Origin of the sequence: Xanthomonas protegens (assembly GCF_038442435.1) — a bacterium.
GTDB lineage: Bacteria > Pseudomonadota > Gammaproteobacteria > Xanthomonadales > Xanthomonadaceae > Xanthomonas_A > Xanthomonas_A sontii.
On sequence record NZ_JAQJCQ010000021.1, the window covers coordinates 16556 to 31298 of the forward strand.

The window sequence follows — 14743 nt, forward strand, 5'->3', positions numbered from 1 at the left end:
CAAGGCCGCGCGTATCGCGGTGAGGAGATTTCGCAATGAGCCGTCGTGTCGTCGTAACCGGCATGGGCCTGGTGTCGCCGTTGGGCAATGACCTGGCCAGCAGTTGGGAAGGGATCGTCAACGGACGCTCCGGCATCGGCCCGATCACCCAGATCGATGCGTCTCAGTTCACCACCAAGATCGCCGGCGAGATCAAGGATTTCGATCCGACCAAGTTCATCTCGTCCAAGGACGCGCGCAAGATGGATTCGTTCATCCATTACGGCGTCGGCGCCTCGTTCATGGCGCTGGACGATTCCGGCCTGGAGATCACCGAGGCCAATGCCGAGCGCATCGGCGCGATCCTCGGCTCCGGCATCGGCGGCCTGCTCGGCATCGAGGAGCAGACCATCAAATTCCACGAGGGCGGCGCGCGCAAGATCTCGCCGTTCTACGTCCCCAGCACCATCATCAACATGCTGCCGGGCCAGGTGAGCCTGATCAAAGGGCTGAAGGGGCCGACCTTCTCCGCGGTCTCGGCCTGCGCCACCTCCAACCATTCCATCGGCACCGCGATGCGCATGATCCAGCACGGCGACGCCGACGTGATGCTGGCCGGCGGCGCCGAGCGCGGCTCCTCGCCGACCTCGGTGGGCGGCTTCTGCTCGATGAAGGCGATGTCCACCCGCAACGACGATCCTGCCGCGGCCTCGCGGCCGTGGGACAAGGAGCGCGACGGCTTCGTGCTCGGCGACGGTGCCGGCGTGCTGGTGCTGGAAGAGTACGAACACGCCAAGGCGCGCGGCGCGCGCATCTATGCCGAGCTGGTCGGTTTCGGCGCCAGCTCCGATGCCTTCCACATGACCGCCCCTAGCGAGGACGGTGAAGGCGCCGCGCGCAGCATGGTGGCGGCGATGAAGGACGCCAAGCTCAATCCCGACCAGATCGACTACCTCAATGCGCACGGCACCTCCACGCCGCTGGGCGACCTGGCCGAGACCCTGGCGATGAAGCGCGCGCTCGGCGATCACGCCTACAAGACCATGGTCAGCTCGACCAAGTCGATGACCGGCCACCTGCTCGGCGCCGCCGGCGGTGCCGAGGCGATCTTCTCGGTGATGGCGATCCACGCCGGCATCATCCCGCCGACCATCAACCTGCACGAGCCGGGCGAAGGCTGCGATCTGGACTACGTGCCGAACGTGGCGCGCGAGAAGAAGATCGACGTGGCGATGTCCAATGGGTTCGGCTTCGGCGGGACCAACGGGACGTTGGTGTTCAAGCGGGTCTGAGGGGGCGTAGCCCCCTCGGGATTCGGGAGTTGGGATTCGGGATTGGGTAAAGCCGGCGCTTGATTGATGTCGCGCGTTTCTCCCTGACACGGATGCGCGGCATGTCCGCGCTGCGATTCTCCGGCGCCGCACTGCCCGTCGGCGCCTGCGCCGCCTCACGTTTTCATTCTTCCAGCGGATCTTCGATGCTGCGTACCGTTCCCTTGCCGGCCGACGTCGATCTGCTCGCGCTGCATCGCCTGGCGCCGCAGCGGTATCCGGTGTTGCTGGAATCCGCGGCGTCGGGCACGGCGCAGGGCCGTTGGGATCTGTTGCTGGTCGCCGACGGGCAAGGCCTGCGGCTGGATCGCGATGGCGTGACCCGCGCGCTGGATGGTGCGGCGGTCGCTGGCGATTTCCTCGATGCGCTGGACGCGCGCTGGCAGGCCGAGCGCTGCCAACGCGACGAACCGCGCTGGCCGTTCCGCGGTGGCTGGGCGCTGTTGCTGGACTACGAACTCGCCGCGCAGGTGGAGCCGGTGCTGCAACTGCCGCCCTCCGCTGCGGCCACGCCCGCGGCGCTGGCCTTGCGCTGCCCCGCGGCGCTGCTGCGCGATCACGTCACTGGCGACTGCGTCGCGCTGGCCGAGCCCGCGCATGCGGCGTTGCTGGACCGCGTGCTCGCCGATCTGCAGGCGCTGCCCGCGGCGGCGACTGCGCCGGCGTGGCAGGCGCCGCTGGCGATCGAGGAAGACCCGCCGCAGCGCTTCGTCGACGGCGTGCGCCGCATCCTCGACTACCTGCGTGCCGGCGACGTGTTCCAGGTGAATTTGTCGCGGCGCTGGTCGGCGCGCTTCGCCGCGCCGCTGGCGCCGGCGGCGCTGTACGCGCAACTGCGCCACGCCAACCCGGCGCCGTTCGCCGGCCTGTTCGTCGGCCACGGCCGCGCCGTGGTCAGTTCCTCACCGGAACGGCTGGTGTCGGTGCGCGGCGACGTGGTCGAGACCCGGCCGATCGCCGGCACCCGCGCACGCGCGCCGGGCGACGACGAGGCCGCGCGCATCCGCGAACTGGTCGGGCATCCCAAGGAGCGCGCCGAGCACGTGATGCTGATCGACCTGGAGCGCAACGATCTGGGGCGGATCTGCGCGCCGGGCAGCGTCGAGGTCGACGAGCTGATGACCGTGGAGAGCTACGCCCACGTGCACCACATCGTCAGCAACGTGCGCGGCCGGCTGCGTGCGGGAACGACTCCGGGCGAGACGATCCGCGCCACCTTCCCCGGCGGCACCATCACCGGCTGCCCCAAGGTGCGCTGCATGCAGATCATCGCCGAGCTGGAGCAGACCCCGCGCGGCGCCTACACCGGCGCGTTCGGCTGGCTCAACCGCGACGGCGACATGGACCTGAACATCCTCATCCGCACCGCCGAGGTGGACGGCGCGCAGGTGCAGTTCCGCACCGGCGCCGGCATCGTGTTCGACTCCGACCCTGAACGCGAGCTCGACGAGACCCGGGCCAAGGCACGCGGCCTGCTGCGTGCGCTGGAGCCATGAGCGGGGCCGCGCGATACCGGGCCATGCCGGCCGCGCGGTATCCTGCACGTCATTGAATTCGCTCCGAGGTGGTCGTGGCTTGGGCTAAACGCGGGTGTCTGACCCTGCTGGCGGCATTGCTGGTGCTGGCGCTGCTGCTCGCCGCGGCCGGCGCGTGGTGGTGGCACGGCTATCGCGCCTTCGCCGAGCAACCGCTGCAGGCGACCCAACCCAGCGTGGAAGTGGCGCGCGGCGCCTCGCTCAACGGCGTGCTGCGCAAGCTGCGCGCCGCCGGCGTGACCCAGGGCAGCGACCTGCAGTGGCAGCTGCTGGCGCGCGAGCTGGGCGTGGCCGGCAGACTCAAGTTCGGCGAATACGCACTGCAGCCGGCGCTGAGCCCGCGCGAGCTGCTGCTGCGCATGCGCAAGGGCCAGGTGATCCAGTACCGCTTCACCATCGTCGAAGGCTGGAACGTGCGCCAGCTGCGCAGCGCCTTGAACGCGGCCACGCCGCTGGTGCACACCACCACCGACTTCAGCGACAGCGAGTTGATGGCCAAGCTCGGCCAGCCCGGTCAGCACCCGGAAGGCCGCTTCCTGCCCGAGACCTACCTCTACCAGCGCGGCGACACCGACCTGCAGCTGCTGCGCCGCGCGCATGCGGCGATGGACAAGGCGCTGGCCGAGGCCTGGGACGCGCGTGCCAAGGACCTGCCGCTGCAGTCGCCGGAGCAGGCGCTGATCCTGGCTTCGATCGTGGAAAAGGAGACCGGCCTGGCCGCCGAGCGCCCGCAGATCGCCGGCGTGTTCGTGCGCCGCCTGCAACTGGGCATGAAACTGCAGACCGACCCGACCGTGATCTACGGCATCGGCAGCGCCTACGACGGCAACATCCGCAAGCGCGACCTGGAGACCGATACGCCGTACAACACCTACACCCGCACCGGCCTGACCCCGACCCCGATCGCCATGCCCGGGCGCGAGGCGCTGCGTGCCGCCACCAACCCGGCGCCGGGCGACAGCCTGTACTTCGTGGCCATCGGCGACGGCAGCGGCGCGCATGCGTTCTCCTCCAGCTATGCCGAGCACAACGCGGCGGTGGCGCGCTACCTGCAGCGCCTGCGCCAGGCGCGCAACGGCGCGGCGGTGACGCCATGAGCGAGGCCGTGTTGAGTCACCATCGCTTCGTCAGCCTGGAAGGCGGCGAGGGCGCCGGCAAGACCACCGCGATCAACGCGATCCGTGAGTCGCTGCAGGCGCAGGGCCACGAGGTGGTGCTGACCCGGGAACCGGGCGGCACGCCGTTGGCCGAACGCATCCGCGCGCTGCTGCTGGACAAGACGCCCGGCGAAGTCGCCGAGCCGCTGGCCGCCGAGACCGAACTGCTGCTGGTGTTCGCCGCGCGCGCGCAGCATGTGCGCGAGGTGATCCGCCCGGCGCTGCAGCGCGGCGCCTATGTGGTCAGCGACCGCTTCACCGATTCCAGCTACGCCTACCAGGGCGAGGGCCGCGGCCTGGACCGCGCCTGGATCGCCGACCTGGAGCGCCGCGCGGTCGGCCTGCAGCCGGGCCTGACCCTGCTGCTGGACCTGGACGTGCAGATCGGCCGCGCCCGCACCAGCGGTCGCGACCTGTGGCCGGACCGGATCGAGAGCGAGCAGGACGATTTCTTCCAGCGCGTGCGTGCCGGCTTCCGCCAGCGCGCCGCGCAGGATCCGCAGCGCTTCCGCGTCATCGACGCCAGCCAGCCGCCACAGGCGGTCGCCCAGGCGGTCGCTGCCGCGCTGGCGGCGTGGATGCAGCAGCAACAGGAGCCGACGCCATGAGCGATCTGCCGTTTGCGCCATGGCAGCAACGCGCCTACGACCAGACCGTGGCCGCGCTCGACGCCGGCCGCCTCGGCCATGGCCTGCTGATCTGCGGGCCGGAAGGCCTGGGCAAGCGCGCGGTGGCGCTGAAGCTGGCCGCGCACGTACTCGGCCAGGGCGAGCCGGCCGCGAACCTGCGCAGCGCGCAGCTGATCGCCGCCGGCACCCATCCGGACCTGCAGCTGATCTCGTTCATCCCCAACCGCACCGGCGACAAGCTGCGCACCGAGATCGTCATCGAGCAGGTGCGCGAGATCTCGCAGAAGCTGGCGCTGACCCCGCAGTACGGCGTGGCCCAGGTGGTGGTGGTGGACCCGGCCGACGCGATCAACCGCGCCGCCTGCAACGCCTTGCTGAAGACGCTGGAAGAACCGCAGCCCGGCCGCTACCTGTGGCTGATCAGTGCGCAGCCGGCGCGGCTGCCGGCGACCATCCGCAGCCGTTGCCAGCGCCTGGAGTTCAAGCTGCCGCCGGCCGACGAAGCGATCGCCTGGTTGCTGGCGCAGGACTTTCCCGAGAAGACCGCACGCGAAGCGCTGGATGCCGCGCGCGGCCATCCCGGCCTGGCCGCGCAGTGGCTGCGCGAGGACGGATTGAAGCTGCGCCGGCAGGTGGCCGCCGACCTGGAGCAGGTCGCCGCCGGCAAGCTCGGCACGCTGGACGCCGCGCAGCGCTGGAGCGGCGACGCGCTGGCCGAACAGCGCCTGGGCCATGCCGCCGACCTGGCGCTGGCCCAGGCGTCGCAGGCCGGCTTGACCGACCCGGCGCGATTGCACAAGCTGGCCGCGTGGTTCGACGCCGCCAATCGCACCCGCGACCTGCTGCGGACCACCGTGCGCGCCGACCTGGCGATCGCGGAACTGTTGCTGGCCTGGCGCGATGGCGATCGCCCGGCCCGGAGAGGGGCACAACGATGAGCGCGATGAGCGGACGCCAGGGCATCCTGTCGCTGGCGGTGAAGGACAAGGCGGCGCTGTACAACGCCTACATGCCGTTCGTGAAGAACGGCGGCATCTTCGTGCCCACCCCCAAGCGCTACTTCCTCGGCGACGAAGTGTTCCTGCTGCTGACCCTGCCCGATTCCAGCGAGCGCCTGCCGGTGGCCGGCAAGGTGATCTGGGTGACCCCGGTCGGCGCCCAGGGCAACCGCGCCGCCGGCATCGGCGTGCAGCTGCCGGACAACAGCGAAGGCGAAACCATCCGCACCAAGATCGAGACCCAGCTGGCCGGCATCCTCAACGCCGACAAGCCCACCCAGACCATGTAGCGGCCGCGTTTCGACGGCGCACAACGGACCTCTCAAGAACCCATTGACGCCGCGCGCCACAGCCCTATAATGTGCGGCTCGCGACACGGGCGGTTAGCTCAGCGGTAGAGCATTGCCTTCACACGGCAAGGGTCGCAGGTTCGAACCCTGCACCGCCCACCACGAAATAAAGAATTACGAGAAGCCGGCCTAGTGCCGGCTTTTTCGTATCTGCACGATAACAGCAGCTTCCTGGTCGCCGCTAAGCGATCACTGCTGCGATCTCGCTCAGCGAGGCGTGCCGCCATCCAGGCCTCGACCTCCGACTCCACCCAGGCGGAAAGGCTACCCAGCGGTACGGGCTTCGGAAACTCGCCGGCGGGCACGCGGGCGTACAGGGTGGACTTCGACAGGCCAACGCGCTCCAGCACGTCCGGCAGCCGGAGGAAGCGCAGCGGAGGCTGATCGGATGCATGGCCAGAGCTGGGTTCGCTGTTCATTGGATGGGGTGTCGATCTGCTGAGCTGCTGGCGGCATGATGCTGCCGGATCTTGTCACCCTTGCTACGTACGATCTTTCACCTCCAATTCGAGGTGCTTGTGATGCTGTTGATGACGGTGGTGGCGTGGAGATCGAAGTACTTCGCCGCGGGATCTGCGCCCACCGAGTTGACCGTCCGACGCTGGCTGCAGGCGGGCTCGTTGCCCGGCATGAAGATCGGGGGAACCTGGTACATCGACGAGCACGCGTGGCTCGCCGACGGCACCGAATTGGTGCTGCGTGTTCTGATGAATGGCTGAGAGTTTTCGCGCTGGTGTAGCCAAGCAAGTTGCGGTCCGCGTTGAAGCATTAGCGTGCACCAAGCAAAGAAAACCCCGCCGGAGCGGGGTTAGTTTGGCCGTCGGTCGATTTCCTTGTGGATCGCAACTCTCAGGAAAACTGCGACCGATCCTTCAAGGTGAAAGGTGGCTTGATACATCTTGCCGTCCGACGTCACATCAATCTTGTAGATCTTCGGCTTGAATCCAGAAAGATCATGCAGCCGTAATCGACGTGCTGTGGGATGCGTGAGGAGCGTCGGAATTCTTTCGCGGAAAGCTGCCTTCACCTCGTCAGGGAGAGCGGCGAAGTCTCTCTGAAAGGAATCCTTTCCTAGTTGCACTCCTGTGATTTTCAGCATCACATGCGTTCGAGAAATGCCCTTACATCGTCAGTGCTGGAAAGCACCGGGCCGGCGTCTCCGTTGTCATGAAGTGCATTGTGATGGAGCAACGCCATTCGATAGTCTTCGACCACATCGTGCAGAGAGCACAGTGCATCAATGGCAGCACGATATGCGTCATGCACGCCATCGTCTGCTCTCAACTGGCGATCACGGTCGGCCGCTCTCAGGCCGGCCTTGAGGTTCTCGGAGTAGCCAATGAGTCCATCGCTGATGCGATCGAGCTCGGCAAGGATCTCCTCTTCCGGGACCACGCTTTCAACAGTGGCTAGCGACTCCAACATGCCGCATATGGTGTCGTTGACGAACAGGAAGACCTTCCGCTTCTGCTCAAGCGCAGTGCAGGTTTGAACGATATTTCGAAGTAGGCCCAGATCCCGGACCTGGGCAGCAGCGAACTGGCTGAAAGCGAGTTGCTCTGCGGCAGTGCTGCTGAAGACATTGCTGGCAGCGCACTTCATGGTTGTTTCCTAATTTCCAATGGGGGGAGTCTACATCAACATTCCGTTGATGGTTGACATTGAAGTGGAACGGTGCAAGGCGTAGACGGTCGGTTCACACGGCTCGATTCACCTGACCTTTGACCCCAAATACAGCGGCCGAGTTCCCCATTTCTTGAAACATCAAGGGGTTGCGGTCCGGGCGAAAGATTGGGGCTATGGGGGACGGGGTCAGGCTGGCTGAACGAGCTACCTGAATCACCTACATCGATGTTGGGGAAACCCCTACAGCCTCAGGGGGATGCCCTGATTTAGCCTGGTGGACAGCTGGCGGGAGCTGGATGGTGCAGCGGCAGAGCCCCGGTTCGCCGTTATTCCACGAAGCCCTTCGCCTCGCGTATCTGGGGAGAGTGTCAGCGCAGATCCCCCGAAGCGACCAGGGGACCAGCGGGGTGCAGGGACGAATCAGTCCAAAGACACGCTGAGCGCCTCCTGGTTCGGGAACCCCAGCACGTACTTCGTCTCGACCCAGGTGTCTCCGCCATCGCGCATCGGCACCTGTTCGACGGACAGCAATCGCCACCCTTCCTTCAGCCGAGCGTTGACGTCTTCTTCCTTGCGCACTGCGACTACTTCGGTGATGCGCGTGAGCATCTGCGCGGTCGTATCGTTCATTGTCTCCTCCTTGTCGATGGTGTTGTTCGATCATACCGGAGGTCGCCGTCGTGGCTGAGGTTGAGGCGCTGCCTCGCGCAGCCGCTATCGAAAGGTCAAGGTTGGGGGGCTTGGGGCGACGCTATGCCTGATCCTTCGCGAAGATTCCGCCGCTGATGACGGCCGACCCGCACCACGTATCGCCGTAGGCGACCGGAACCGGGTTGCCCTGGGCCTGGGTATTTACCGGCCCGTTGAATGCGTAGCTGAGTTTGTTGGCCGGGCTGTCCTGCGCGCCCAAGCCCTTCTGCATAAGCAATAGTATCTGGACGATCCCCAGCACCATCGCAGTACCGAGGTTGGTTAACCACACGCAGATTCACGCACGTCCTGTCTACGCTGCGGTCACGAGTGACTCACTCAATTTCTTGTGATACTACGCAAATGCCCGAAGGCCCGTCGATCGTCATCCTCAAGGAAGCCGTCGCCGCGTTCGCCGGGCGCAAGGTGTTGCGGGTGTCCGGCAACAGCAAGCTGGACCTGGAGCGGATGCGAGGTTGCAAGATCCTGTCGCTGCGCAGCTGGGGCAAGCATTTCCTGATCGAGTTCGATGCGTTCAGTGTGCGCATCCACTTCCTGCTGTTCGGCAGCTACCGGATCAATGCGCGCAGGGACGCGACGGCACGTTTGAGCCTGGGCTTCGCCAAGGGCGAGGAGATGAACTTCTACGCGTGTTCGATCAAGTTCATCGACGGTCCGCTGGACGCGGCCTACGATTGGACGGCGGACGTGATGAATCCCGACTGGGATGCGGCGCAGGCGCGGCGCAAGTTGCGCCTGCGGCCGCATACGCTCGCCGCCGATGCCTTGCTGGATCAGGACGTGTTCGCCGGGGTCGGCAACATCATCAAGAACGAGGTGCTGCATCGCATCCGTGTGCACCCCGAGAGCGAGATCGGCGCATTGCCGCCGCGCAAGCTGGGCGAACTGGTGACGCAGGCGCGCGAGTACAGCTTCGATTTCTATCGCTGGAAGAAAGCCTACGAACTGAAGAAGCACTACCAGGTGCACACAAAGACGGTCTGTCCGCGCGACGGCCATCTGCTCACCTATCGCAAGCAACTCGGCAAGGCGCAGCGGCGCGCGTTCTTCTGCGAGCACTGCCAACGGCGGTACGTGCTGGACGATAATTGATCCAACGCCAATTGGGGCTGGCGCGTCCACAACGCAGTGCAAAGATCGTCGTAAGGCGCTTGCTGCTTGGAATTCATGTCGGTATATGGGCTGGGTCGATTCCCACGCTGTCAACACGGGGGATTGGGGGCGACATCAGTGTCGTGTACAGTGATCGACAGCTCTACAAAGAGACCGCTCACTGGGCAAGAAGGGTCATGTGAGCTTTGCTGATTGATTTTCATCAGAAAAGGGGGGGTATGAAATTCCGGGTTTCTTCAATTTCGTTAGCGCTTGGGCTTCTTCTGTGCGTCATCGCGTCGCCAGCCATGGCGGTGACGGAATGCATGGTGACGCCAAAAGCGTTCTACGTCGGCGACAGTATGCTTTGGGTGGATTGGGTGGAAGGTGGAGCCGGCATCATCAGGCAGTCAGATCCTGACTTTAATCCGACGCTTGCCGTTGTCTCCATGGCTGTTACAAACCAGAAATCGCTTGTGGTCCGTTACTCGGCAGACAATGTTGACTGCGCGGGGAGAAACGATATCGCCGGGATTTGGATGTCGCGCTAGTCGTCGTTGTGGTGGCGGCGGAGATTAGCGCATTCCGCCGCAAAGTTTACGTTGTCTCCAACCAGTTTGACTGCAGGCCTTGATGGTGTTGCCTTCGTTGGGTAATCAAATCGAATTGTCGCCGCTTTGCTTTGACGCATGCGACTGCCTCAATGAAAATCCCGGCTGCGGATATCCAGGCCGAGCAGCATGGGTGTCAGGTCTTCGAGGTGGGCGGCGATCAGGTGGCGGACCTTGCCTTCGGTCTCGACGCGGCCGCGCACCAGCAGCAGTTGGGATTCGAGCAGGGCCTGGCGCTGGCGTTCGGCCAGGCGCCGCCACACCACCACGTTGACCAGGCCGTGCTCGTCTTCGAGAGTGACGAAGGTGACGCCGCTGGCGGTCTGCGGGCGCTGGCGCATGGTGACCAGACCGGCGATGGCGACAGCACTGGCATGCGGCAACGCCCGCAGTTCGCCGGAATGGCGGTAGCGGCGCGCGCGGAGCTGTGCGCGCAGTAGGGTCAGCGGGTGCTTGCCCAGGGTGGTGCCGAGCGTCGCGTAGTCGGCGCGGATGTCTTCGCCTTGGCTGGGGAGTGGAAGCGCGACCTGTTGCTCGGCTGTGGCCGCCAGCCCTTCGAACAGGGGGCGCTGCGCTTCGACGCCGGCCACCGCCCAGCGGGCGCGATGGCGATGGCCGGCCAGCGCTTTCAACGCGCCGGCGTCGGCGAGGGCGGCGCGGGCCTTGTCGTCGAGCGCGGCGCGGTGACACAGGTCGGCGAGGTCGTGGAACGGCGCCTGTGCGCGTGCCTGCTGCAAGCGCAATGCAGCGTCCTCGGCCAGGCCGCGGACCAGGCGCAGGCCCAGGCGGATCGCCGGCTGCACCTCGGGCTCGGGGCTGTACGCTTCCAGGCTGCAGTCCCAGTCGCTGTAGCGCACGTCCACCGGCCGCACCTGCAGGCCGTGGCGGCGCGCGTCCTGCAGCAACTGGTCGGGGCTGTAGAAGCCCATCGGCCAGCTGTTGATGAGCGCGCAGGTGAACGCGGCCGGTTCGTGGCATTTGAGCCAGCAGCTGGCGTAGGTGAGCAGGGCGAAACTGGCGGCGTGGCTTTCGGGAAAGCCGTAGCTGCCGAAGCCCTTGATCTGCTCGAAGATGCGTCCGGCGAATTCGGCGGTGTAGCCGTTCTTCAGCATGCCTTTCAGCAGATCCTCGCGATGCGGTTCAAGGCCGCCGTGGCGCTTCCAGGCGGCCATCGAGCGACGCAATTGGTCGGCTTTGTCGGCGCTGTAATCGGCAGCGACCATCGCCAACTGCATGACCTGCTCCTGGAACAGTGGGACGCCGAGCGTCCGTTTGAAGACTTCAAAAAGCTGCGGTGGCAGATCGTCGGTGGCCTCCTCACCGCTGCGCCGGCGCAGATACGGATGCACCATGCCGCCCTGGATCGGCCCGGGGCGCACGATCGCCACCTGGATGACCAGGTCGTAGAACTCTTTTGGCTGCAGCCGCGGCAGCATCGCCATCTGCGCGCGCGATTCGATCTGGAACACGCCGATGGTGTCGGCGCGCTGGATCATCGCGTAGGTCTGCGGATCTTCGGCGGGAATGCTGGCGAGCGTGTAGTCGCGGCCGCGGTGCGCGCGCAGCAGGTCCAGGGTGCGTCGCAGCGCGCTGAGCATGCCCAGCGCGAGCACGTCGACCTTCATCAGCCCGACCAGTTCCAGGTCGTCCTTGTCCCACTGGATCACCGTGCGCTCGGCCATGGTCGCGTTCTCCACCGGCACCAGGGTGTGCAGCGCATGCTCGGAGATGACGAAGCCGCCGGGGTGCTGCGACAGGTGCCGCGGGAAGCCGAGCAGTTGGCCGGCGAGCACCAGCAGCCGGCGCATCACCGGCGTGTCCGGGTCGAAACCGCGTTCGCGCAGCAGTTCCTGCGCCGACTCCACCGGGTCGCGCTGGCCCAGCGCGGAGGACAGCGCATCGACGGTGTCACTGGGCAGTCCCAGTGCACGCGCCACGTCGCGCACCGCGCTGCGCGTGTGGTAGCTGATCGCCACCGCCGCCAGCGCGGCGCGCTCGCGGCCGTAGTGACTGAAGATGTACTGGATCACTTCCTCGCGGCGGTCGTGCTCGAAATCGATGTCGATGTCCGGCCGCTCCTTGCGCTCCTCGGAGATGAAACGCTCGAACAGCATGCCGATGCGGTCCGGATCGATCGCGGTGATACCCAGCGCGTAGCACACCGCCGAGTTCGCCGCCGAGCCGCGGCCCTGGCACAGGATGTCCTTGGAGCGCGCGAAGCGCACCAGGTCGTAGACGGTAAGGAAGTAGGACTCGTACTTCAGCCGCTCGATCACGCCGAGTTCGTGTTCGATCAGGCGCCGCGCCTTGTCCGGCACGCCGTGCGGCCAGCGCTCGGCCGCGCCGCGTTCGGTGAGGATGCGCAGCCACTGCGTGGGCGTGTGCCCGGGCGGTACCAGTTCGTGCGGGTATTCGTACTGCAGTTGGCCGAGGTCGAATGTGCAGCGCTGCGCGATGCGCACGGTTTCGGCCAGCAACGCGGGCGGGTACAGCGTCGCCAGCGTGGCGCGCGGGCGCAGGTGGCGTTCGCCGTTGGGATACAGGTGGGCGCCGGCGTCGTGCAGTGGCAGGCGCTGGCGGATCGCGGTCAAGGTGTCCTGCAGCGCGCGCCGGCCGCGTGCGTGCATGTGCACGTCGCCGCTGGCCACGGCCGGTAGCTGCAGCGCATGCGCCAACTGCAGGCGCGCCTGCAGCAGCGCGGCATCGTCGGGACCGCGCAGCAGTTCCACCGCCAGCCACAGCCGCTGCGGAAAACGTGCTTGCAGCCAGGCGCCATCCGCGTCGTCGTCGCCATCGCCGCGCGGCAGCCACAGGCACAGCAGGCCGGCGCCGTCGTCCGCGCTGGCCAGATCCTCGCGCAGCGCGCGGTAGCTGCCCTTGTCGGCGCGGCGCCGCGCCAGGGTGATCAGCCGGCACAGCCGCTGGTAGCCGTGCAGGGTCTCGGCCAGCAGCACCAGCTTGGGCCCGTGCTCGAACTGGATCTCGCTGCCGACGATGAGGTGCAGGCCCATGTCCTGGGCCGCCTGCCACGCGCGCACGATGCCGGCCAGGCTGCATTCGTCGGTGATCGCCAGGGCGCGATAGCCGTGGTGCAGCGCGCGTTCGCACAGTTCCCAGGGGTGCGAGGCACCGCGCTGGAAGCTGAAGTTGGACAGGCAATGCAGTTCGGCGTAGTCGGGCAGGGTAGGGTCCGCTGGCGTGCGCGGCACGTTGGCGGCGGGTGCGCTGGTTGGCGCAGGGGCGGGCGTCGGCAGCAGCCGCAGGCGCGGCGGCATGCGCGGGTGCGGCGGGGTGTGGCTCATGCGAACCAGCCGTGCAGCATCAGTGCGTCCGGCGCGTCGGCCGGGGCGAAGGCCCAGGCGCGCTGGCCCTGGCGGGTGCGCACCACGTAGTAGTCGCGACGCACGTCGCCGTCGTCCCACCAGCCGCTCTCGATGCGCTCCGGCCCGGCCAGGTGCTCGGGCACGCGCTCGCGCAGCGGCACCGGCCGCGCCAGCAGCCAGCCGGGGCGTGGCGGTGCGGCGGCGGGCGCGGCCGTGCTGCGCACCGCAGCGGATTCGGCGCGCCAGGCCAGCTCCGGGCGATGGTCGGCATGCGCGCGCAGGCCGTGCACGGCGTCGTCGCCCAGGCGCGCGCGCAGGCGTTCGCGCAGTTGCTCCCAGGGCAGTGCCTGCTGCGCGCGCTCGTCGAACAGTTCGCGCGCAGCCGGCACGAATGGCGGCAGTTCGTCGGCGCACAGGCGCAGCGCCTGCACCGGCGCCGGCACGCTGGCCTGCTGCAGGCGCCCGCGCGCCAGTTCGAACAGCATCGCTGCATCGCGCTCGGCGGCGAGCAGGCCCACCGGCACCGCGCTGGGCTCCAGGTCCTCGTGTTCCAGCAGCAGGCGGAAACGCTGCACGCCGCCATCGCGCCCGGCCAGGAATGCGGCCAGGTCCTGGGTCAGCCGGCGCAGCGGGAACAGCAGCGCCTGGTTGGATTCGGTGGCATAGCCCAGTTCCACGCGCGCATCGAAGCGGTCCGGCGGCAGGTAGTACTGCAACGGCAGCGGCGCCTGCCCGCGCAGCGCGTCCAGGTGCTGCAGCAGGGCCGGCGGATAGCGCCGTGCCAGTGCGGTGCGCGGCAGTGCGAACAGCTGCTGCAGGCGGCGCAGGCCCATCCGCGCGAAGCCCTCGGCCAGGGCCGGCGACAGCCCGGCGCGGGCGATCGGCAACTGCCCCAGCGCGCGCTGCAGCGCGGCGTTGTCGAGCAGGGCGATGCCGTCGTGCGCATTGACCAGCGCACGCGCGGCCAGCGGGTGCGGCGCGACCACGATGCGGTGGCGGAAGCCCAGCGCGGTCAGTTCCTCGCGCAGCCGCGCCTCGAAGCGCGGCCAGGGCCCGAACAGGCCGAGGCTGGCCTCGATCTCGAGCAGCAGCGCGCCGGGGTAGTCGGTGCTGACCAGCGAACTGAAGCGGTACGCCCACGCCGCGAGGAACTGCTGGCTGCGGCGGCTTTCTTCGGCATCGTGCAGGGCGGTGGCGAAGCGGTCGCACAGCGCCTGCGCGGTGACCAGCGATTGCCCGGGGCGCAGGCCGCGGGCGCGCGCGGCGGCGTTGACGGCCTTCAGCGTGCGCCGCTGCGGCGGGCCGTCGAGCAACGCCAGCGGTTCGTCCGGCGTCGGCCAGCGACGCAGGACGGTGTCCAGCGCCAGCTGCGGCAACAGGATGCAGGCCCAGCGCATGGTG

15 protein-coding genes, 1 tRNA gene and 1 pseudogene are annotated in these 14743 nt (G+C 67.5%); 10 read left to right on the forward strand and 7 right to left on the reverse strand.

Annotated features, from left to right (window positions below):
• The first annotated feature begins 35 nt into the window (after positions 1–35).
• From fabF to PIQ37_RS19070, 7 genes are all read left to right on the forward strand, one after another.
• Entirely contained in the window at positions 36–1271 is a 1236-nt protein-coding gene (gene fabF, locus PIQ37_RS19040; protein ID WP_048490158.1) for a beta-ketoacyl-ACP synthase II, read from the forward strand.
• Positions 1272–1456: 185 nt separating this feature from the next.
• On the forward strand, positions 1457–2806 hold the full coding sequence (locus PIQ37_RS19045) for an aminodeoxychorismate synthase component I (protein WP_342074666.1): 1350 nt from the start codon (positions 1457–1459) through the stop codon (positions 2804–2806).
• A gap of 68 nt (positions 2807–2874) precedes the next feature.
• The gene (gene mltG, locus PIQ37_RS19050) at positions 2875–3942 is read left to right on the forward strand and encodes an endolytic transglycosylase MltG (RefSeq protein ID WP_407136992.1); all 1068 of its coding nucleotides are present in this window, start codon (positions 2875–2877) and stop codon (positions 3940–3942) included.
• On the forward strand, positions 3939–4610 hold the full coding sequence (gene tmk / locus PIQ37_RS19055; protein WP_017913364.1) for a dTMP kinase: 672 nt from the start codon (positions 3939–3941) through the stop codon (positions 4608–4610). The genes mltG and tmk overlap by 4 nt, the downstream gene beginning before the upstream one ends.
• Positions 4607–5569, forward strand: a complete 963-nt coding sequence (locus PIQ37_RS19060) for a DNA polymerase III subunit delta' (protein ID WP_342074668.1) — start codon at positions 4607–4609, stop codon at positions 5567–5569. Before tmk ends, PIQ37_RS19060 begins: the two co-directional genes overlap by 4 nt.
• Complete coding sequence (locus PIQ37_RS19065) at positions 5566–5919, forward strand: PilZ domain-containing protein (protein WP_010342469.1); 354 nt, start codon at positions 5566–5568, stop codon at positions 5917–5919. Before PIQ37_RS19060 ends, PIQ37_RS19065 begins: the two co-directional genes overlap by 4 nt.
• An 87-nt stretch (positions 5920–6006) precedes the next feature.
• Positions 6007–6081 (forward strand) — tRNA-Val (locus tag PIQ37_RS19070).
• A 134-nt stretch (positions 6082–6215) separates the two neighbouring features.
• Here PIQ37_RS19070 and PIQ37_RS19075 read toward each other — a convergent pair.
• A pseudogene (locus PIQ37_RS19075) lies at positions 6216–6398 on the reverse strand (helix-turn-helix transcriptional regulator); the annotation flags it as partial.
• A gap of 102 nt (positions 6399–6500) precedes the next feature.
• Between PIQ37_RS19075 and PIQ37_RS19080 the strand changes: the two are divergent.
• On the forward strand, positions 6501–6698 hold the full coding sequence (locus tag PIQ37_RS19080) for a helix-turn-helix domain-containing protein (RefSeq protein ID WP_342074669.1): 198 nt from the start codon (positions 6501–6503) through the stop codon (positions 6696–6698).
• An 89-nt stretch (positions 6699–6787) separates the two neighbouring features.
• Here PIQ37_RS19080 and PIQ37_RS19085 read toward each other — a convergent pair whose 3' ends face one another.
• From PIQ37_RS19085 to PIQ37_RS19100, 4 genes are all read right to left on the reverse strand, one after another.
• Entirely contained in the window at positions 6788–7078 is a 291-nt protein-coding gene (locus PIQ37_RS19085) for a hypothetical protein (RefSeq protein ID WP_342074670.1), read from the reverse strand.
• Entirely contained in the window at positions 7078–7581 is a 504-nt protein-coding gene (locus PIQ37_RS19090) for a hypothetical protein (RefSeq protein ID WP_342074671.1), read from the reverse strand. Before PIQ37_RS19090 ends, PIQ37_RS19085 begins: the two co-directional genes overlap by 1 nt.
• A 444-nt stretch (positions 7582–8025) precedes the next feature.
• Positions 8026–8235, reverse strand: a complete 210-nt coding sequence (locus PIQ37_RS19095) for a hypothetical protein (RefSeq protein ID WP_342074672.1) — start codon at positions 8233–8235, stop codon at positions 8026–8028.
• 121 nt (positions 8236–8356) lie between these two features.
• Positions 8357–8560: a tail assembly protein gene (locus tag PIQ37_RS19100; RefSeq protein WP_342074673.1), complete on the reverse strand. Its 204-nt coding sequence runs from the start codon at positions 8558–8560 to the stop codon at positions 8357–8359.
• A 98-nt stretch (positions 8561–8658) separates the two neighbouring features.
• Between PIQ37_RS19100 and PIQ37_RS19105 the strand changes: the two genes are divergently transcribed.
• Together PIQ37_RS19105 and PIQ37_RS19110 are read left to right on the forward strand one after the other, a co-directional pair.
• Positions 8659–9408, forward strand: a complete 750-nt coding sequence (locus PIQ37_RS19105; RefSeq protein WP_342074674.1) for a DNA-formamidopyrimidine glycosylase family protein — start codon at positions 8659–8661, stop codon at positions 9406–9408.
• A gap of 239 nt (positions 9409–9647) precedes the next feature.
• Complete coding sequence (locus PIQ37_RS19110) at positions 9648–9959, forward strand: hypothetical protein (protein WP_342074675.1); 312 nt, start codon at positions 9648–9650, stop codon at positions 9957–9959.
• A gap of 149 nt (positions 9960–10108) precedes the next feature.
• On the opposite strand, the gene PIQ37_RS19115 is transcribed toward PIQ37_RS19110, so the two are convergent.
• Together PIQ37_RS19115 and PIQ37_RS19120 are read right to left on the reverse strand one after the other, a co-directional pair.
• The gene (locus PIQ37_RS19115) at positions 10109–13321 is read right to left on the reverse strand and encodes an error-prone DNA polymerase (RefSeq protein ID WP_342074676.1); all 3213 of its coding nucleotides are present in this window, start codon (positions 13319–13321) and stop codon (positions 10109–10111) included.
• A complete protein-coding gene (locus PIQ37_RS19120) occupies positions 13318–14739 on the reverse strand; it encodes a Y-family DNA polymerase (RefSeq protein WP_342074677.1) in 1422 nt (473 codons plus the stop codon). The genes PIQ37_RS19115 and PIQ37_RS19120 overlap by 4 nt, the downstream gene beginning before the upstream one ends.
• Positions 14740–14743 lie beyond the last annotated feature (4 nt).

What these genes read in the sequence shown, in the direction of transcription:
- fabF (WP_048490158.1), top strand. Translation starts at nt 36, where the DNA reads ATGAGCCGTCGTGTCGTCGTAACCGGCATGGGCCTGGTGTCGCCGTTG.
- PIQ37_RS19045 (WP_342074666.1), top strand. Translation starts at nt 1,457, where the DNA reads ATGCTGCGTACCGTTCCCTTGCCGGCCGACGTCGATCTGCTCGCGCTG.
- tmk (WP_017913364.1), top strand. Translation starts at nt 3,939, where the DNA reads ATGAGCGAGGCCGTGTTGAGTCACCATCGCTTCGTCAGCCTGGAAGGC.
- PIQ37_RS19060 (WP_342074668.1), top strand. Translation starts at nt 4,607, where the DNA reads ATGAGCGATCTGCCGTTTGCGCCATGGCAGCAACGCGCCTACGACCAG.
- PIQ37_RS19065 (WP_010342469.1), top strand. Translation starts at nt 5,566, where the DNA reads ATGAGCGCGATGAGCGGACGCCAGGGCATCCTGTCGCTGGCGGTGAAG.
- PIQ37_RS19080 (WP_342074669.1), top strand. Translation starts at nt 6,501, where the DNA reads ATGCTGTTGATGACGGTGGTGGCGTGGAGATCGAAGTACTTCGCCGCG.
- PIQ37_RS19085 (WP_342074670.1), bottom strand. Translation starts at nt 7,078, where the DNA reads ATGCTGAAAATCACAGGAGTGCAACTAGGAAAGGATTCCTTTCAGAGA.
- PIQ37_RS19090 (WP_342074671.1), bottom strand. Translation starts at nt 7,581, where the DNA reads ATGAAGTGCGCTGCCAGCAATGTCTTCAGCAGCACTGCCGCAGAGCAA.
- PIQ37_RS19095 (WP_342074672.1), bottom strand. Translation starts at nt 8,235, where the DNA reads ATGAACGATACGACCGCGCAGATGCTCACGCGCATCACCGAAGTAGTC.
- PIQ37_RS19100 (WP_342074673.1), bottom strand. Translation starts at nt 8,560, where the DNA reads ATGGTGCTGGGGATCGTCCAGATACTATTGCTTATGCAGAAGGGCTTG.
- PIQ37_RS19105 (WP_342074674.1), top strand. Translation starts at nt 8,659, where the DNA reads ATGCCCGAAGGCCCGTCGATCGTCATCCTCAAGGAAGCCGTCGCCGCG.
- PIQ37_RS19110 (WP_342074675.1), top strand. Translation starts at nt 9,648, where the DNA reads ATGAAATTCCGGGTTTCTTCAATTTCGTTAGCGCTTGGGCTTCTTCTG.
- PIQ37_RS19115 (WP_342074676.1), bottom strand. Translation starts at nt 13,321, where the DNA reads ATGAGCCACACCCCGCCGCACCCGCGCATGCCGCCGCGCCTGCGGCTG.
- PIQ37_RS19120 (WP_342074677.1), bottom strand. Translation starts at nt 14,739, where the DNA reads ATGCGCTGGGCCTGCATCCTGTTGCCGCAGCTGGCGCTGGACACCGTC.